At 71.3% G+C, this 18,159-nt stretch carries 12 protein-coding genes and 1 pseudogene; 9 read left to right on the top strand and 4 right to left on the bottom strand.

Features of this window, described 5'->3' with window-relative positions; genetic code table 11:
- The 5 genes and pseudogenes from ACWDMM_RS02425 to ACWDMM_RS02405 all read left to right on the top strand — a co-directional run.
- Nucleotides 1–665, top strand: a pseudogene (locus ACWDMM_RS02425) (lytic transglycosylase); the annotation flags it as partial.
- A 558-nt stretch (nucleotides 666–1,223) separates the two neighbouring features.
- The gene (locus ACWDMM_RS02420) at nucleotides 1,224–2,450 is read left to right on the top strand and encodes a hypothetical protein (RefSeq protein WP_449935603.1); all 1,227 of its coding nucleotides are present in this window, start codon (nucleotides 1,224–1,226) and stop codon (nucleotides 2,448–2,450) included.
- Nucleotides 2,451–2,511: 61 nt separating this feature from the next.
- Complete coding sequence (locus ACWDMM_RS02415; protein WP_449935601.1) at nucleotides 2,512–3,735, top strand: serine hydrolase; 1,224 nt, start codon at nucleotides 2,512–2,514, stop codon at nucleotides 3,733–3,735.
- 166 nt (nucleotides 3,736–3,901) lie between these two features.
- The gene (gene trpB, locus ACWDMM_RS02410; RefSeq protein ID WP_357107488.1) at nucleotides 3,902–5,143 is read left to right on the top strand and encodes a tryptophan synthase subunit beta; all 1,242 of its coding nucleotides are present in this window, start codon (nucleotides 3,902–3,904) and stop codon (nucleotides 5,141–5,143) included.
- A gap of 76 nt (nucleotides 5,144–5,219) precedes the next feature.
- Nucleotides 5,220–6,359, top strand: coding sequence for a metallophosphoesterase (locus tag ACWDMM_RS02405; RefSeq protein ID WP_195082860.1), 1,140 nt, complete (start codon nucleotides 5,220–5,222; stop codon nucleotides 6,357–6,359).
- A 16-nt stretch (nucleotides 6,360–6,375) separates the two neighbouring features.
- Here ACWDMM_RS02405 and ACWDMM_RS02400 read toward each other — a convergent pair whose 3' ends face one another.
- Nucleotides 6,376–8,031 (bottom strand): alkaline phosphatase D family protein, encoded by a 1,656-nt coding sequence (locus tag ACWDMM_RS02400; protein ID WP_449935598.1) that lies wholly within the window; start codon nucleotides 8,029–8,031, stop codon nucleotides 6,376–6,378.
- Between the two features lie 47 nt (nucleotides 8,032–8,078).
- The gene (locus ACWDMM_RS02395) at nucleotides 8,079–10,691 is read right to left on the bottom strand and encodes a LuxR C-terminal-related transcriptional regulator (protein ID WP_449935596.1); all 2,613 of its coding nucleotides are present in this window, start codon (nucleotides 10,689–10,691) and stop codon (nucleotides 8,079–8,081) included.
- A gap of 221 nt (nucleotides 10,692–10,912) precedes the next feature.
- Here ACWDMM_RS02395 and ACWDMM_RS02390 point away from each other — a divergent pair, with 221 nt between their 5' ends.
- Complete coding sequence (locus tag ACWDMM_RS02390; RefSeq protein WP_195082863.1) at nucleotides 10,913–11,326, top strand: DUF7144 family membrane protein; 414 nt, start codon at nucleotides 10,913–10,915, stop codon at nucleotides 11,324–11,326.
- Nucleotides 11,327–11,872: 546 nt separating this feature from the next.
- Nucleotides 11,873–12,652 (top strand): alpha/beta fold hydrolase, encoded by a 780-nt coding sequence (locus ACWDMM_RS02385; RefSeq protein WP_195082864.1) that lies wholly within the window; start codon nucleotides 11,873–11,875, stop codon nucleotides 12,650–12,652.
- 57 nt (nucleotides 12,653–12,709) lie between these two features.
- Here ACWDMM_RS02385 and ACWDMM_RS02380 read toward each other — a convergent pair whose 3' ends face one another.
- Complete coding sequence (locus ACWDMM_RS02380) at nucleotides 12,710–14,503, bottom strand: hydroxysqualene dehydroxylase (RefSeq protein WP_357107481.1); 1,794 nt, start codon at nucleotides 14,501–14,503, stop codon at nucleotides 12,710–12,712.
- Nucleotides 14,496–15,908 (bottom strand): NAD(P)/FAD-dependent oxidoreductase, encoded by a 1,413-nt coding sequence (locus tag ACWDMM_RS02375; RefSeq protein ID WP_357207996.1) that lies wholly within the window; start codon nucleotides 15,906–15,908, stop codon nucleotides 14,496–14,498. Before ACWDMM_RS02375 ends, ACWDMM_RS02380 begins: the two co-directional genes overlap by 8 nt.
- A 169-nt stretch (nucleotides 15,909–16,077) precedes the next feature.
- Between ACWDMM_RS02375 and ACWDMM_RS02370 the strand changes: the two genes are divergently transcribed.
- Nucleotides 16,078–16,722: a TetR/AcrR family transcriptional regulator gene (locus ACWDMM_RS02370; RefSeq protein ID WP_195082867.1), complete on the top strand. Its 645-nt coding sequence runs from the start codon at nucleotides 16,078–16,080 to the stop codon at nucleotides 16,720–16,722.
- A 1,019-nt stretch (nucleotides 16,723–17,741) separates the two neighbouring features.
- Nucleotides 17,742–18,080 (top strand): histone-like nucleoid-structuring protein Lsr2, encoded by a 339-nt coding sequence (locus ACWDMM_RS02365; protein ID WP_195082868.1) that lies wholly within the window; start codon nucleotides 17,742–17,744, stop codon nucleotides 18,078–18,080.
- Nucleotides 18,081–18,159 lie beyond the last annotated feature (79 nt).

Here is an 18,159-nt window from a genome sequence, read left to right as displayed (position 1 = left end):
GGGCGCGGGCGTATCGGACGGGTGGTTCGCCGACGCCGGTGCGGGTGTCGCCGGATCTGGTGGCGCCGGGGTCGTTGCCGCCGGTGGGGCCTGGCACCGACATGACCGCGGTCACCGCGACGGTGCCCGCGCCCGAGGTGGCGACGCCGCCGCCGTCGCCACGGCCGCAGACGCAGACACAGACACAGGTGATGATCACGCTGCCCGGTCTGCCGCCGATTCCGTGCGGGATCTTCTGCCCGCCTCCCCAGCCGGTGCATCCCTGCCTGGTGCAACCGATTCCCGCTCCGATGCCGCAACCGGGACAGCCGGAATCCGGCCGCATCCCCCTCGCGCCCGGGCAAACATACGGTGCGGCCCCCGGACACCTGCGCAACCCGGACGTCGACGGTGCCGACGCCGAACCGCGAAGCGCCGACGCCGGAACGGTCGACTGCGCGCAGCCGGAAGCGGCCACCGTCCCCGTACCCGCGCCGGACGCCCCACAGCGGGACGTCACACCACGCCACCCCGAACCTGCCACCACCACCCCGCCCGCGCCGGAACCCGAACCGGAACCGGAACGCGGCGTGGAGCCGGCACCCCCGCCGCCGCCCGCTATCACCCTGCCCTTCGGCATCGTCATCCCGCTGCCAGGGCCACCCCCGCCGCCACCGGCGGGCTGACATCGGCTGTCACCCGAGCCGGCTCGCATCCGGCGACGGCCCGCCCCAGCCCTGAGGGGAACCCGGGGTGAATGCGGCGTCGTCGACGTCGGCCCCGGTTGCGTTCGGGTCTGTCGGCCTGAGGGCGGCGCGGACGTGACTCGACCCGCGTGCAGGCGAGCCGCCGAAGCGCTCGAAGAGGTCTTCGAGCACTGGCCCCGACCGTGTTTCTCCGCCGATCGCCATGCGATACCAGCCGCTTCCGCACGCCATCGGATCGGTTCGAACACCGCCGCCGGAGTGGCGCCGATGGATGCGGCCACGACCGTGCCCCCGAGCGCGCGACGCCTGCCGCAAAGGCGTATCCGGACCGCGTCAACCGACGTATTGTGGTCGTTAGCTATCGCGTGGCATCTACCAGCGGCGCCCAAGAGGCCAGTCACTGTCAGTGGTCTTCGAAGACGCCATTTCGTGCGGTGGGCGCTCGGCGGATGGGTGGCCCGGTGCACCGACCGGGGCCGGTCGCCGGCGACCGCGGTGACGAACCTTTACCGGGACCGGTCGAGCAGAGGTGATCTCATGAGGGCCACAGTCGGAATATCAGCGGAGCAGGCGGTGGTACGTGGGGTGATGATCGCGTCGACGGCGCGGCGAGGCACCCGTCCCGCCGTGCTGGGGGAGATCGAACAGCCGGTCGAGCACTCCACCGCCGCATCGGTGGCCGCCGCGCTCGACGCGTTGACCGCCGCCGCGGGCTCCGGCGCTCGAATCGATGACGTCGCGGTCGCCTACCGCACTGTGGCCGAACGGCGGGCAATCGTCTCGCAACTCTCGTCGGCCTCATGGCGTTCGTCGTCGCTCGTGTCGACCAAGACGGCGCTGCTCGCGCTGCTCGCTGACCTGCCCGGACTGGCCGAGGACGACACCCTGCTGGTGATGGAGGTCGTCGGCTACCACACGTCGTATCTCGTGGCCGCGCCGAATCGAGAGGAAATCCTGCTGTCCGGATCCTGGTCGTCCGGTGTCGTCGACGCGGAGACCGCGGGTTCGGCGGCCGACCGGATCAGGCCCGCTCTGGAAGCAGCCGGGGTACTGCCCGACGCCGTGGTGCTGTGCGGCTCGTCGGCGGGAGATCCGGAGGTCGTCTCCGCATTGCGAGCCGGGCTCGACGCGCCGGTCGTCACGGCGCCCGACCATGCCAACGCCGCCGCTTACGGTGCGGCCTTGGTCGTCGCGGCTCCGTTCCGGGGCGCGGCGGCGGAACCGGCAGCGGCCGATCGCAAGCACGGCGGCCGGGTGATCCTGGCCGGGGCCGCCGTCGCCGCGCTGCTCGGCGGCGCCGCGATCGCGGTCGCGCAGGCACGGGACGACCGTCCGGCCGACGCCGAGATCGGTGGACCGGCGGCCGCCACCGCCACCCAGCCGGTCGACCCGAATCCGGCGCAGGCGGCCCCCGCTCCTGCGGTCGAGCAGGCGCCCATCTCCGTGGTGCCGGAGGCGGCCGCCACTCCCGAGCCGTATCCCGAACCGCCGGTGCCGCCGCCGCCTCCCGCGAACGCGCATGCTCAATTGCCCGCCCCGCCGATACCAATGCCCCCCGGACCGCCGCCCGCCGAGCAGCAGCCGCCGCCGCACCCGCGCACCTCGACGGAGTACCCGGAACCGACAACCGCCGCCGTCCCCGACGACACCTTCCTGTTCCCGGGCGAGTCGCCGCCGCCACCCTGGAATGCCGACCCTGCCGTCGTCCAGGCCTGGTGGGACCACCACGCGAAGCTGAAGGAGAGCTGGCTGAGCGGCCGCTGATGACATCGACCGCCCCGCCCGCGCGGCGGCGACATCCTCGGCCGGCCGATAAGCTGGCCGGGTGAGCGCACCAACCGCCGGATCGGTGGCGATCGTCGACGACCTGGAGGCCGTGACGACCCGAGGTCACGAAGACGAACCCACCGCGACCGGGATCGGCCGCGCCGACGTGGAATCGCTGTGGGCGTCGGTGCAGGCGTGGTACCGCCTCGGCACCACCCCGGCGATCCAGGTCTGCCTGCGCCGTGACGGGAAGATCGTGCTCAACCGCACCATCGGTCACGGCTGGGGCAACGCGCCGGAGGACGGACCCGACGCGGTCAAGGTGCAGGCCACTCCGGAGACGCCGTTCTGCGGCTTCTCGACCGCGAAGGGCGTGGCCGCGGCGCTGATGTTCATGCTCGTCGAACAGGGCGCGTTCGCCCTCGACGAGCCGGTGTCCGTGTACATCCCGGAGTTCGCCGCCAACGGCAAGGCCGCCATCACGATCGGTGACGTGCTTTCGCACTCGGCCGGGATCCCGTTCGTCACACCGCCGTACCGAGGCGTCGATCTGGTGCTCGACGAGGAATTGGCCGTGCGCGGGCTGGCCGATCTGGTCCCGAGCTGGAAGCCGGGACGGTTCCGCGTGTACCACGCGCTGACCATCGGGTTGATCCTGCGGCTGCTGGTGCAGCGGGCCACCGGCAAGCGGCTGCGCGAGCACCTCGCCGAGCAGGTGCTGGAGCCGTTCGGTTTCCGCTGGACCAATTTCGGTGTGCATCCGGAGGATGTGGGCGAAGTCGTGCCGAGCGTGAAGACCGGTCCGGCGCCGTCGCGCACGGCGAGTTACCTGGCGCGCAAGGCCATCGGCGGGCGAATGGACCGGGCATCGCGCTCGGCGACCGACGCCTTCCTCACCGCCGAACTGCCGTCGGGCAATCTGGTCACCACCGCGGCGGAGTTGTCGCGGTTCTACGAGATCCTCACCCGCGGCGCACCGGACGGCAGGCGCATCATCCGGCCGGAGACGTTGGCCGAGGCGGTGCGCCCGGCGCGCTGGATACCCGGCGTCGCCGGACGCGTCAGCCGAGCCGGATTCGAACTCGGCGGGCGCAGGTCGAAATTCGGCCGCGACACCGGATCGCACTTCGGGCGTAGCGGATTGACCACCCAGTACGGCTGGGCCGACCCGGCTCGCGGGCTGTCCGGGGCCATCCTCACCAGCGGCAAGGCCACCACCGACACCAAGCGTCCGTGGCAGCTGGTCGCCCAGATCTCCGCCACGGTGCCTGCCGACCGGTAGCCACGCGCCAGGGCATCCCGCGCCGAGGGCCTCCACCAGTGAGAAGACCTTAGCCATCCGACCGATTTAGTCTGTTAACTCGGTCGTTGCCAACCTGTCGGGTTGTGCTAGCGCTAGCGGAACAGACTGACCCGTCGGCTCTTTGGCGGTGAAAGCGTTGGTGTTGATGAGGATTGACCTTGACGTGGCGGTGAGCGCATCCCGGCACGAGATGTTTCCCGACGAGCGTGGCCGGTTCGGCGTGTTCGGAGGCAGATTCGTTCCCGAGGGCCTGATGGCCGCCCTGCTGGACCTGGAGGACGCCTATCGCCTGGCGCGGGAGGACCCCGGCTTCGTCACCGAGTACCGAGAGCTGTTGCGGGACCGGGTGGGTCGGCCGACGCTGCTGCATCAGGTACGGCGCTTCGGACGGTTGCTGGGCGTGCCGGGCGTCCGGGTGTATCTCAAGCGCGAAGACATGGCCCACACCGGCGCCCACAAGATCAACAATGCCATCGGGCAGGCGTTGCTGGCCCGGCGGATGGGCAAGAAGCGGATCGTCGCCGAGACCGGCGCGGGACAGCACGGCGTCGCGGTGGCGACGGTGGCGGCGATGCTCGGATTGACCTGTGTGGTGTACATGGGAACCGAGGACATGCGCCGTCAGTCGTCGAACGTGATGCGGATGAAGCTGCTCGGCGCCGAGGTGCGGCCGGTCGACATCGGCTCGCGACGGCTGAAGGAGGCGATCAGCGAGTCGGTGCGCGACTGGGTGGCCAGCGTGGACACCACCTACTACCTGTTCGGGACCGCGGCCGGGCCCGCGCCGTATCCGCGGATCGTGCGGGACTTCCAGACGGTGATCGGCACCGAGACCAGGGCCCAGATCGCGCGAGTCGAAGGCAGACTGCCCGATTACGTCCTGGCCTGTGTGGGCGGCGGCAGCAACGCGATCGGGGTCTTCCATCCCTTCGCCGACGACCCGCAGGTCCGGCTGATCGGCGTCGAAGCGGCCGGATTGGGGGTGGACACCGGAGAGCACGCGGCGACCCTGTGCATGGGCAGCCCCGGCGAGATCGACGGCTCCTACAGCTATCTGCTGCAGGACGAGGACGGCCAGATCGCGCGGACGCACAGTATCGCGGCGGGACTGGACTATCCGGGGGTCGGGCCGGAGCTCAGCCATCTGAAGCACAGCGGCCGGGTGACCTATCGAGCCGCGACGGACGCGGTCGCCCTGCGGGGCATGCAGGCGCTCAGCCACACCGAAGGCATCCTCGCCGCATTGGAATCCGCCCACGCCGTCGGCCACCTGATGGAGATGGCCGACCGTGGTGAGATCCCCGCGGGCTCGCTGATCGTGCTGTGCCTGTCCGGCCGAGGGGACAAGGATCTCGCCGTCGCCGCCGAGCGGCTCGGCGTGGCATGACCGCTGCTATGGTCGGAAGCGCCCATGGCGCCGGAGAGGGACCGCGCGCTACACCCGCGCACGAGGACGAGCCCTCTTGAAGTATGTGCCCCGCCTGATCTTGTTCCTGGCGATTCCCGCTGTCTTGTTCCTGCTGCCCTGGTGGACGCTGGTGGCCGCGACCACCGATGAATCCGGTCCGCTGTTCTGGCTTGGTTCGGCGCTGTTCCTGCTCGGGTTCGCGGGCCTGCCCGCGGCGATGTATCTGGGTCACGGGCCCGCGCAGTCGGACGCGGCCTCGATCGTCGGCGACACTGTGCTCGGTGTGATGTGGGTGCTGTTCAGCTGGTCGGTGCTGGGCAATCTGGCGCGCGCGGGATTGACCGTCGCCGGCGTCGGCGACCCGGCTCGCTCCCGGATCGTGGCCGTCGGCGTGCTCGCGGTCGCGACGGTGCTGGTGGTGTGGGGTGTGATCGAGGCGCGCCGGGTGCCGAGGGTGCGCACGGTGGAGGTGTCGATTCCCGGTCTCGGCTCCGCGCTCGACGGACTGCGCATGGTCGTCGTGACCGACACCCACTACGCCGCGCTGGACCGGCTGCGCTGGTCGGAACGCGTGGTGGAGGTGGTCAACGCGCAACGACCCGACATCGCCTGTCACGCCGGCGACCTCGCCGACGGATCGGTGGCGAAGCGGCGCGCGCAGGTCGACCCGCTCGGCAAGGTGGAGGCCGAACTCGGCCGGTTCTACATCACCGGCAATCACGAGTATTTCGGCGATGCCGAAGGCTGGATCCAGCACATGACCTCGCTCGGCTGGCAGCCGTTGCACAACCAGCACGAGGTGGTGCGCCGCGGCGGCGATCGGCTGGTGATCGCAGGCATCGACGACCCCACCGGTGTCGGCTTGACCGGGCACGGCCCCGACCTGCCCGCAGCGCTCGCGGGCGCGGACCCGGACGTACCGGTCGTGTTGCTCGCCCATCAGCCCAGACAGATCGCGCAGGCGGTGGCCGCCGGTGTGGCGCTGCAGATCTCCGGCCACACCCACGGTGGCCAGATCTGGCCGTTCCACTATCTGGTCCGCCTCGAGCAGCCCGTCGTCGCCGGGCTGAGCCGCCACGGCGAGCGCACCCAGCTCTACACCAGCCGGGGCACGGGATTCTGGGGGCCGCAGTTGCGCGTGTTCGCGCCGAGTGAGATCACCGTGCTGGTCTTGCGCGCGGAGTCGGCGGGGTGAAGCGGGGCGGGTGAAGTCAGCGCGGGCCGTGCTCGGCGTCGGCGCGGCTCACCGCATCGGGCGCCGACGGCGGGGCGGGGGTGTGGCCGGGAGTCCACGCCTCGGTGACACCCGCAACGCCGTCCTGGACCACGTAACTGGCGCGGGTGTGGATCGGCGCGCCGCGATGGCGCACATAGGGCACCACGCGGAAATCGTTGCGCCATACTCGATGGTCGAGTTCCACCCGGACGTACCCGCGCTGGGCGTTGAAGAATTTGACGTCCGGATCGGCCGCGAGCAGACGGCGGCCTTTGTCGCTCAGATCGGTTCCGTCGCCGTTGCTGGTGATCGAGGTCCCGGTGAATTCCGCGGCCACCACCGGTGATCCGGGATCGGAGTAGTCACGCCGCAGGTCGGCGGCCTGGTTCTCGTGCCGGTCGCCGGTGATCACCACCAGGTTTCCCGCCCCGCGGGCCGCGGCGGCGCCCAGCACGGCGTTGCGGTCGGCGACGTAGCCGTCCCAGGCGTCGGTGGAGACGCTGACCCCGGGACCCGGATCGGAGTCGTTCTGGCTCATGCCCACCTGATTGCCGAGAACCTGCCAGCGCGCCGGCGACCGGGTCAGGCCGTCGATCAGCCAATCGCGCTGTGCCGCACCGAGAATCGTGCGGCCGGGGGAGAACCGCTCGGCGCAGCCGCTGACCACGGCGCCGCCGCAGGCCTGCGGCGTGCGGTACTGGCGGGTGTCGAGCATCGTGATCTCCGCGAGGTCGCCGAACCGGAAACGGCGGTGCAGGCGGATGCCCGCCGCGGACGGCAACTGCGCCAAGCGCAGCGGCTGGTGCTCGTACATGGCCTGGAAGGCGGCGGCGCGGCGCCTTCGGAACAGCGCGGGCACCCGCCAGATGTCCAGACCGATGCCGGGCTCCTCGCCGGCCCAGTTGTTGTCGATCTCGTGGTCGTCCATGGTGACCAGCCACGGAAACGCGGCGTGCGCGGCGCGCAGCGGCGGCTCCGCTTTGTAGAGCGCGTAGCGCAGCCGGTAGCCGGGCAGATCGACGGCTTCGTCGCGGAAATGCGGACCCATCGCCACGCCGGCCCGCCCGCGTGACCAGGCTCGCTCGTAGATGTAGTCGCCCAGATGCACCACCAGATCCAGGTCTTCGCGGCTCATGTGCTCGTAGGCGGTGTAGTAGCCCGAACTCCAGGACTGGCAGGAGGCGAAGGCGAAGCGCAACCGCGCCAAGGCTCGACCGGGCGCGGGGGCGGTGCGGGTGCGCCCGATCGGCGAGACGGCCGAACCCGCCCGGAACCGGTAGTGATACCAGCGATCCGGCGCGAGTCCGTGCACCTCCGGATGCACGCTGTGGCCGAGCGCGCGGGTGGCCACCGCCGATCCGCGCGCCACGACTCGGCGGAAGTACTCGTCCTCGGCGACCTCGTAGTCGACCGTCACCGGGTCCACCGGCATGCCGCCGAGGCCGTCCGGCGCCAGCGGGTCCGGGGCCAGCCGCGTCCACAGCACCACACCGTCGGGAGCCGGATCGCCGGACGCGACGCCGAGCGAGAACGGATCGCCGAGCCGGCGCGGGGCGGGAAAACGGGCGCTGCTCGCCGCCGCGGCGCCGGCCAGGACCGCGGCCGACCCGGCGGTGCCGACGCGCAACAGTTCCCGGCGTGAGAGGGCCATACCTCAGCGTAGAGCCGCGCCCGGCGGCGGGAAGTCCGGTCGCGACGTCAGAGCAGGCCGCCGCGGCGCGCGTGGTGCAGCGCGTCGACCCGGGAATTGGTGCCGAGCTTGCCGTAGATGCCGCGCAGGTGCGTCTTCACGGTGTTGACCGAGACCCCGAGGTCCTCGGCGATCTGCTGGGCGGTGCGGCCGGAGGGCAACTGCTTGAGCACGGTCATCTCGGTGTGGGTCAAGGCGGGGTAGGCGGGTCTGCGGCGCGCCGCGGGATGACGCCGGATCGCCTCCGCGAAGCTCTCCGCCCGGCCGAGACGGCCCGCGTAGCTGTCCAGCAAAGGCATCGCGGCCGGCACGTCGAGAAACGGCCGCAGCAGCCGGTGCGGCGTCGCGGAACCCAACGCGTTCTCCAACGCGTTGAGGGCCCTGGCCGGAGCCCGTGACTCGTGTTGCGCCGCGGAGTAGAGCAGCCACCCGGTGACCGCGCTGACCGGGCGCAGATCGCCCGCGCGGTCCAGCAGTGGTTCGAGCACCGCGCAGGTCGCCTTGCGACGATCGGCGGCCGCGTGCAATGCCGCGTCGGCCAGCCGCACCTCGGGCAGTTCGCCGACGATGCCGCGGGCGCGTTCGACCAGCAGTTGGGCCGTCCTGGCATCGTGCACGCGCAGCAGCGCCCACACCACCGGCAGGATCAGGCTGCCGGTGGTGGCGGGCACCGCCGTGTGCTCCAGCAGGGCCAGCAGGCTGCGGCGCAGCGCGTCGACCGCGGCCGACTGCTCCTCCGCCTGTTCCAGGTCGAGCAGGCGGCCGATGACGTGGCCGCGCCGGCCCGCGACCGGACCGTGGGATCCGTCGTGATCGACCCGCTCGGTGAGCACGGACGCGACCTGCGCCGCACCGGGCGTCTCACCTTGCAGGTAGGCGCCGTAGGCGGCCACGGCGGTCGCCTGGACGGCGTCGGTGCTCTCCAGCAGCCCGTGTTCCTCCGCAACCGCCAGCGCGCGTGCCGCACGCGCCCGCATCGCGGTGGCGGCGTCGACGGCGTCGGCGGCGAACGCCAGCCGGGTCAGCGCACGCAGCACCAGGCGGGGCCGCCCCGCGTGCTCGGCCAGCGCCAGTCCGGAATGCAGCAGCTGTTCCCCCCGCGTGACGGCGCCGCCCGCGACGAAGGCGGTGGCGATCTGGATCTCGGTGTAGGCGTCGAGATCGGGGTCGCCGGTCGGCGCGAGGTCCTCCGGAAACTCCGGGAAGACCGCGCCGGTGGTCGCCGCGACGTCGATGGTCGCGGCGAGGGTCAGCGCGTCCAGCCGCTCGGGCGCGGCGAAGGAGACCTTGGCCGCGCGCCGCGCCGCCGCGGTGTCCAGGCACGCCACCGCTGCGGCGGCGCTGCCCGCGACGACCGCGTCGACGACGCGCACCAACCACAGGAACGGGTCGTCGAGCAACGCGGGCGCCGAGCGGGCCAGCTGATCGAACAGCGTCGGGCCCGTGCCGTCGAGAACCATGCGCAGCGCAGACGCCGACAAGAATTCGCACAGCTGGTCGTGGTCGGCGCCCGCGAGCTGATGCGGCAGGGCGGTCTCGGGCAGCCCCGCGGACCGCAGCCATCGGGCCGCCCGGCGGTGCAGTTGCGCGCAGACATCCGGTCCGAGGCGCCGGGCTTCGGCCAGGAAATACGCGCGCAGCAGCGGAGGACAGGAGAACCACACGTCGCCGTCGCGCACGACCGCGTCGATCGGGAAGCCGGCCCGGTCCAGTTCCTGCAGTGCCTGCCCCGCACCGCCGCCCACGAGTTCGTCGGCGAGCTGCTCGGTGAACGCGATCGGAACGCTGGTGTCGGTGAGGAACCGGCGCAGCGCAGGCGGCAGTGCCTCGATCAGTTCCCCGTGCAGGAAATCGGCGACCGCGCGCGCCGGGCGAGCGAGCGCGGCGAGCGCAGCGGTGCGATCGCCGGTCGCGGCGGCCATATGGCTCGCGGCGATGCGCACGAGCGCGGCCCAGCCCCGCGTCATGGTGTCGAGCGCGTCGAGCTCAGCGGCGGTGAGTCGGCACCCGTGGTCGCGGCACAGCGCGTCGATCCCGTCCGCGGTGAAGGCCAGTTCGCCTGCCCCCCAGCGGGTCAGCCGGGCGTGGAGTTCGAGGGCGTGCCAGCGTATCGGCGGGGCGAAGCGGGCGCACAGCACCGTCGTGACGGTGGGCGGCGCGTGGAGCAGGAAGTTCTCGACGACGGCCAGCGCGGCCGGATCGGTGAGCAGATGCGCGTCGTCGACCACCAGGACCGTCGGCGTCGTCCGCGCGGCCAGCGTCTCGGCGAGCGCCGCGGCGTACGTGGTCGGTGAGCCGGGCTCGGTGATCGCCGCGATGTCGAACCGGGCGTGCAGGACCGCCCACAGCGACGTCACCTCGTCGAGCTGCTCGGTGACGGTCAACCAGGCGACCTCGGATCCGCGCGCGGCCTGCCGGGCTGCCCAGGCGGCCGCCAGTACGGATTTCCCGGTCCCGGCGGGAGCGTGGATCAGCAGCACGTGCCCGGTGCCCGTCATGTTGTCGGCGGCGGCGTACAGATCGGGCCGGGGTATCGGAGTGAACGGCAACGCCGGTATCTCGGCAGCGTATCCCGCCGCGGCCGGGATGCGGCGTAGAGCGGGGACGTGCGATGTGGTCACCGTGCCTCCCGGGCCGTGTGCTGACAGATCACTACCGCGCCTCGGTAGCGGAACTTACCCGGTACGAACTCCGCTCGATCAGATCGTGTGTCGTCGTTATGGAATTTTCATTTCGCGCGATCGCGGAATATGGGAGTCACCCGAAACGGGTGAAGTGCCGGACGGGGCGACTGGTGGAGATTCGGAAGGCGTCTATTACTTCCCGAGAAAGGGGGCGACCGATGACGCACATGACCGAACCGGAGTCACACCCCGTCCGCCGTGGCATCGCGGCGGGCACGTCCATCGCGGCCGCGATCCTGTTGCTGACCGTGGGGGTGCTGTCGATCTTCGAGGGGATCTCGGCCGTCGCCGAGGACGAGCTCATCGTCGTCGGCGCCGACTACGTCTACAAGTTCGACACCACGACGTGGGGTTGGATCCACATCGTGCTCGGCATCCTGCTGGTCATCGCGGCGCTGGGCCTGATGACCGGCGCGACCTGGGCGCGGGTGGTGGCGATCTGCCTGGCGGCCCTGTCGATCCTGGCGAACTTCATGTGGCTGCCGTACTACCCGGCATGGTCGATCCTGGTCATCGCGCTGAACATCGTCGTGATCTGGGCGATCGCCACCTGGCGTCCGGAAGCGGTCTGACCCGGGCGGACACTTCGCGCCCGGGTCGGGGCGGCGCGCGAGCAGTTCGAGCACCCCGGCGGCGCCGCGTCCCGTTGTCCGGCGGCGCGGCGGCCTCCGGGTGCTCGAGCGTCTCGCCATTCCCCGCGGGTCGTGCTTCGCGGTAGCCGACGCGAACCACGTGCTGCGATCCGCGGCACCGCGCCCGGTTGCTGTCGGTATCCCGGACCGGGAAGCGCGCCTCGGTAGGCGGACATCCCGCGCTGCCGGACGATCCGTTCACCGGGCTTGAACATGCTCGGCCGGGCCGGATTCGGTGGGGGACATCTCCGGGCCCGATGCTTCCGCGCGCCGGAGACATTGTGGTGCTTCACAACTCCGGCACGCGGAATTCATGGTGTGTCGGTGCGGGGGATACCGGGGCGGTGGCGACACCGTCGGAGCGAAGCAGCATTCCGGGGAGCAAACCCCGGCAATCGCGCGGTGAAGTAGGGGTTTCCGCTGCAACCATAGGCGAGATTGTGGTATCCACCTTCGAGACCGCACCACGAATTCGAAGGGACGCCAATGCCCAGCAAGCCCCCGCTCGTTCTGCTGCACGGAGTCACGATGTCCGAACGGGTGTGGGATCACGTCACACCCTTGCTCGCCGCGCGCCACGAGGTGATCACCCCGACCGCGGTCGGGCATCGCGGTGGTCCGCCCGCCCTGCGGCGGCCGGCGCGGGTCGAGCACCTGGTGGACGACATCGAGCGCCGGTTGGACGCGCTGGGATTGCGGCGGGTACACGTCGCGGGCAATTCGCTGGGCGGCTGGATGGCGATCGAATTGGCCCGGCGCGGCCGAGCCGAGACCGTGTGCGCGCTCTCGCCCGCGGGTTTCTGGGAAGCCGGAGACCGAAGCCGTACGGCCGCCACCCGCCGCATCGCCCGCGAGGTGATCACGGGGCGGCTGCTGGGTTTCCTCGCCCCGGTGGGCCTGCGCAGCGCGGCGGTGCGGCGAGCGGCGTTGCGCAACATCGCCGTCCACGGAGACCGCGCCGACGCGGCGCAGGCCATGACCTTCCTGCGTGACCTGCTCGGCTGCACCGTCACGGCCGATCTGCTCGGCACCGACGAGCAGATCGCCGCGCTGGACCCGCTGCCGTGCCCGGTCACGGTGGCCTGGTCGGAGCACGATCGTGTGCTGCCCGCACAGACTCACTTGCCGATCGCGCGGACCCGGCTGCCCGAGGCCGCGTTCTCCGTTCTGCCGGACACCGGACACGTGCCGATGATCGACGACCCCCGGCTCGTCGCACACACGATTCTGACCACCACGAGCACGACCGCCGCCGAGGCGTCCTGATCCGGCTGCCTCCCGCGCCGCGTCGGCTCGGTCATCCGGCCGGCTCCGCCCGCCTGGTCACACGTCGAGCAGATGCGGCAGTCCGGCGCGGTAGCGGTCGGCGTCGATGCGTTTCAACGGGTCGAAGACCGGCAGGGATACCAGGGGGAAGACCGGGACGCGGGGCGCGGGGTCGTCGGCGGCATCGAGGATCGCGTTGGTGGCGGCGCGCCCGGACTCGTTGGCGCCCTCCATGGTGGCGAGGTCGATGTTGTTGCGCACGTGGTCGCCGCCGAAGAACAGGTTGGCGACGGCGCAGCGGGCCTCAGGGCGGTGGTCGTAGGAGCCGACGGTATTGACCAGCAGCGGGGTTTCGTTGTGGATGCCGCTCGCGGTCCACGTGATCCCCGGGTCCAGATGCCAGGAGCGGATGTCCTCGGGGCGCAGCCAGCCCGTGCCGGTGTTGAGCCATTCGCTCAGCTGGGCCCAGACCTCTTCGGCGATCTCGTCGGCGGTGCACTGCTTGGCGGGCCGGTGGAATCGGATGCCGGGGGAGTCCCAGTCGGAGATGTCCACCGAAAGGCATTCGCGCACCGTGCCGTCGCCGTATCGCGCGGCGAAGTCGCCGACCCACATCGGCGCCTGCCGCAGGGCGGTGAGCGCCCAGGGCGAGCCCAGCGCGGCGATGTGGCCTTCCGGCAGTTCGGTCGGGCGGGCGAGGTAGTACTGGATGCCGACCATCCAGTCGGTCCTGAGTTCGCGCATTCCCGCCAGATGCGGGTCCGCGTCGATGATCTCGTCGCTCAGCAGCCCGACCGCCTTGTCCACGGGCATGGCGCACAGATACCAGTCCGCGGTGACCGCGGTGGAGCGGCCGTCGGTGCCGGTCACTGTGGCCGAGGCGATCCGGCCGTCCCGCAACTCCAGCCGCGTCGCCCGCTGTCCCAGAGCGAATCGCACGCCCCGCGACCGCAGATACGTCACCCAGGGATCGATCCAGGCCTCGTTGGTGGGGCGGTTGAGGATACGGTCGATACCGGCCGAATATTGCGGGATCGCCCCGGTGCCGGCCAGCACGAGGGCCTCACCGATGGTGCCGATCGTGCGGGCCGAACTCAACTGGGGTTTGGCCGCGACGGTGATCCGGGTGAGGGCGCTGACCAGGTATTCGCGATAGGCCGCCGATTTGCCCTCGGCACGCAGGATCTGCTCCCACGTCACGTATTCCCACTGCCCGAACCGCCGTTCGGTACACGAGGTGAACCACACGGTCATCTGCTTGGCGAAGAACGCCAGTTCGGCCGGGGGCAGCTCGGGGATGAACCCGAACGCGCCGATCAGCGTGTTCTGGATGCGCTGCGGTGTCAGCTGATCGAGGCCGCCGAATTCGACCGGCGCGAACAGCGGCGGCCTGCCGCGGAAACCCGCGACCGTGCCCTCGACGCGAACCAGGTTGCCCGCCACGCCATCGGGATTGCCGGGGAACGGAATTCGGCGCATGGTGTCCGGCAGATTCTGGTAGCAGCCGGGGAAGAATCGGAAGCCGTGCTCCCCTGGCAGGTCCGCGCGGCCGTCGGTGCCGGTGCCAGGCACGCCCATGCTGCGCGCCTTGCCGCCGAGGAACGCCGGTTCGTAGACGGTGACCTCGTATCCGCGTTCGATCAATTCGTGGGCGGCCGACAGCCCGGCGACTCCGCCGCCGAGGATCGCGACCGACTTCCCGCCGGTGCGCAATCCGGGCGTTCGGCGGGCTTCCGGTGGCGCGGCGTGTGCCTGCGCGGCGGCGGCGACGGATACGCCGGCCGCGAGCGCGCCGCGCAGCAGGTCGCGGCGGGTGAGGTCGATGGTCGGCCGGGGACGCGGGTCATGCATGTCGATCTCCTGAAGATGCCGCGAGAGTGTCCCGCGGCGGGCGGGACGGGATGGCTTCGGCGGAACCGGTGCGCGTGAAGGCGCGGGCTTCCCTTAGTTCGGAGACCGCGTCGCGGCATTCGCCGGCCAGGTCGGCGAGGACGGGCCACGGCGCCCGCCAGGACTCGCGCAGCGCTCCCGCGGCGAACAGGGCGGCGCGGGCGGGAGTGAAGACGTCCTTCGGTTCCACGGTGCGGGAGAAGACTTCGGTGACCCGGTCGGCCAATGCCGGGTCGCCCGCGGCCCTGCGGTAGAGCTCGATTTCCAGCGGGCGCATCGCCGTGCCCCTGGCCAGGCGATTGGTCCACTGGTAGACGCCGAGGCACTCGCGATCGCGCAGCTGTTGCCATGCGGTCAGGACGGTGTCGAGATGCTCGGTGTCGTCGAGGGCCGGCGCGGCGAGTTCACCGAGCAACCGGCCGTAACGCAAGGCGTCGCGGATGCCCTGCGCGGTCACCGGGTCCTTGAAATGGCCCGCGTCACCCGCCAGCGCCCAGCCCGGCCCGGTCGAGCGCCGGAAGTAGGAGGACAGGCCGGTGGCCGCGCGCACCCGCCCGACTCTGCGGCAGTCGCGCAGCCGCAGCCGCAGTCCCGGTAGCCGCTCGATGGCTTCCTGGTATCGGAGTTCGGCGCGTCCCGCGCCCGGTCCGCCGGGCTGCGCGGGTGGTTGAACCAGGCTCAGCAGCAAGCCGTCGTCGCAGGGGAACGCGGTGCCCAGATCGGGACCGCGGCGCCACTGCGCGGCGATGTGCCGCTGGTCGGCCGCGCCGTCGTGCCAGTACGCGAAGTAGCAGTCGCGCCCGCTCGGCGCGGACAACCGGGGCCGGGTGGCGCCGACGAGCCTGGCCACCGTGCTGCGGCGGCCGTCGGCCCCGACGACCAGGCGGGCGCGCAGCTCGTGCTCGCCGCCGCCCGCGCTGTAGCGGACACCGGCGCAGCGCCCGCCGGACCACAGCAGATCGGTGACCCGCACGCCCTCCCGGATCCGCGCTCCGGCCTCGACCGCGGTGGCCACGAGCGCGGCGTCCAGTCCGGTCCGCCGCACGCACATCGCGTGGTCGATGCCGTCCACCGGCGCGAACGACGAGCGGACCGCGACGCCGTCGCCGTCGGCGAAGGCCGTGGTCAGTGCGGGCGCGCCGAGCCGAAGGACGCGCTCGAGCGCTCCGGCGCGGCGCAGTTCGGCCAGGCCTGCGGGCCACAGCAGATGGGTCGAGAGGGTGTCGGAGGGAAAACGCGCCGAGTCCAGCGCGACGACGTCCCGGCCCGCGCGGGCGAACGCGATGGCGGCCGCGGAGCCCGCGCAGCGCGCGCCGACGACCACCACATCGGTGTACTCGATTGCCGGAGAAGGGGATCCGCGCATGCCCGAACACCTCGGTCACATAGTCTCGGACACTGTGTCCGATCGATGGTGAGCGGTGCGCCTCCGAATGTCAATATCGGTGCCGTGTCGGCAGAATGGACGCCATGGTGGGACGCAACCGACCGGCACAGCCGACCGAGACGGCCGTCGCGCCGCGGAGAGGAACCGGATGCCCTCGCTGACCCGAGTCCCCAGGAACGCGCGGAAACCGGTCGACGACCGGCGCGCGGAGTTCGAGCGGCGTGTCCTGGCCGCGGTGGAGGAACTGCTCGCCGACGGCACGCCCTACACCGAGATCGCCGTGCACCGGATCGCCGCCGCCTCGCAGTCGGCGCGATCGACGTTCTACCGGTACTTCCCGGACAAGAGCCGGCTGCTGATCCGGATGGCCGAATTGGCCACGGCGGATCTGTTCGAGGCCGCCGAGCGCTGGTGGGTCACCGAGCACACCGGGCGGCAGGCCGGTGTGGTCGCGGCCGTGCGAACCATGATCGCCGGCTTCCGCGAGCACCGATCCCTGCTGCTGGCGCTGAGCGAGGTGGCCGCCTACGACCGCGACGTCGGCGCGTACTGGCGTGGCCGGGTCGCCTCGTTCGTGCGGGTGGTGCGATCGCGGCTGGAGACCGACCGGGCCGAGGGCAGGATCAGTCCGGCGATCGACCCGCAGGCCACCGCCATCGTGCTCACCTCGATGGTGGAGCGGGCGATCGCGGCGAGCTTCTCTTCCGGGTCGGGGGTCACCGACGACGCACTCGCGGAGGCGCTGGGGCGGGCCATCTGGTTGACCGTGTACGGTGACGCACCGTCGTCCTGACGAATCATCCGGCGCCACAGGCGGATCCCTGTGGTCACGGCGTCGCTCCGCATCCGCCCGATCCGCGCGACGGGCGGGCCGTGCCATCGGGCGATGCCCGGCCCCGGCGTGCGAAAACTGGGAGGCTCGAGCCCGGCGGGAGCGCGATACGGCACGGCGGCGGTGTAGCCGGTGGTGCGGTTCCAGCGGGACGGTCGGACGCAGCTAGCAGTTCCGGCGAGGGGGACGCGCACGGGCTGGGCCGGCATGCCCAGCGGCCGAGGAATACTCATGGAAGGGGTACTCCGATATTTCGTCGAACGAGAGGACCGACCGGCGGCATCGACCCGCGACGGTGATGCCGCCCGGCGGAAAAGAAACCCGGGCGCGCGAATGGCGCCGATTCCGGGCAGGCGAAGGCTACGCCGGATCGAGTGACCCGGTGCGGTGCGCGCGAACCCGGACGCCGGGACGAGAAATTGCGGAGTGCGCGGCGAATCACGTCGGCGACAACAGCTGATCGCGATTCGGGTCCGCCTTCGATGCGTCGAGCGGCCGCGGATCGAACACCGAATGCTCATGCACCGCTTTTTTCTGCTCCGCGCACACCGACCGCACCCGCGGTCCCCTGTGAAGTGTGCGCAACGGCCAGGACGGGAACCACGAAGTCGGACTCGCGGAATCGTTCATTCAGTGAAAGTTGCGCCCCGCGGCGGGCCGCCGCAGACCTTGTTCCCGCCCGTGCGGTGATCGTCTCGTGCCGGTGCGGAGTGGGGAAGTGGCCGCGCGCCTGCCTGCTTCGCCAGATGCAGCGGCAGGCGGTAGGCCGTGCCGCGGTCGATGCGGCGTTTGCCGTTCGGCCGCGTGCGCGTGCACTATGTGATGGCGCAGCGGCCGCCCGCGGCGAATCGTCCGCTGCGTCGCGTCCCGCGCGCCGGCAGGGGACCCCGGTGTTCCGGGGGTGGAACCGATCTGTTATCTACTGGCTACGATTGTTTTTTCGACTGCACGCGCTCGGTAACCGTGAAGGGATTATCTCTATGGCACGCAAGGTCGTCGTCACACTGGTCGATGACTACGACGGCAAGTCTCAGGCCGAGGAAACCGTGTCTTTCGCCGTTGACGGCGTGGCCTACGAGATGGACTTGTCGGCGGAGAATGCCGGTCAGTTGCGCGGATTCTTCGAACAATGGGTTCCGTATGCCCGCAAGATCGGTCGCGCGCGCCGCGGCGGCCGCGGCGGTGCCCTGCGGTCGGCGACCGATCGGGAACAGGCCACGGTGATCCGGGAGTGGGCGCGCAAGAACGGCATCGACGTCTCGGCGCGGGGACGGATCTCCGCGGAGGTCGTCGAGGCGTACAAGAAGGCGAACGGGTAGCTCCGCAGGTCCGTCTCGTCGGTGGCCGTCCCCACACTGTGGGGACGGCCACCGCATTCTTTCCGCGCGGCGCCGCGAT

This window comes from Nocardia sp. NPDC003726 (assembly GCF_053586955.1).
The sequence above is the reverse complement of the archived record's forward strand: the minus strand, read 5'-3'. Positions and strand labels throughout refer to the sequence as shown.

Excerpts from the sequence above, each read along its gene's own strand:
- ACWDMM_RS02420 (WP_449935603.1), top strand. The coding sequence starts at position 1,224 with ATGAGGGCCACAGTCGGAATATCAGCGGAGCAGGCGGTGGTACGTGGG.
- trpB (WP_357107488.1), top strand. The coding sequence starts at position 3,902 with ATGAGGATTGACCTTGACGTGGCGGTGAGCGCATCCCGGCACGAGATG.
- ACWDMM_RS02400 (WP_449935598.1), bottom strand. The coding sequence starts at position 8,031 with ATGGCCCTCTCACGCCGGGAACTGTTGCGCGTCGGCACCGCCGGGTCG.
- ACWDMM_RS02390 (WP_195082863.1), top strand. The coding sequence starts at position 10,913 with ATGACGCACATGACCGAACCGGAGTCACACCCCGTCCGCCGTGGCATC.
- ACWDMM_RS02385 (WP_195082864.1), top strand. The coding sequence starts at position 11,873 with ATGCCCAGCAAGCCCCCGCTCGTTCTGCTGCACGGAGTCACGATGTCC.
- ACWDMM_RS02380 (WP_357107481.1), bottom strand. The coding sequence starts at position 14,503 with ATGCATGACCCGCGTCCCCGGCCGACCATCGACCTCACCCGCCGCGAC.
- ACWDMM_RS02375 (WP_357207996.1), bottom strand. The coding sequence starts at position 15,908 with ATGCGCGGATCCCCTTCTCCGGCAATCGAGTACACCGATGTGGTGGTC.
- ACWDMM_RS02370 (WP_195082867.1), top strand. The coding sequence starts at position 16,078 with ATGCCCTCGCTGACCCGAGTCCCCAGGAACGCGCGGAAACCGGTCGAC.
- ACWDMM_RS02365 (WP_195082868.1), top strand. The coding sequence starts at position 17,742 with ATGGCACGCAAGGTCGTCGTCACACTGGTCGATGACTACGACGGCAAG.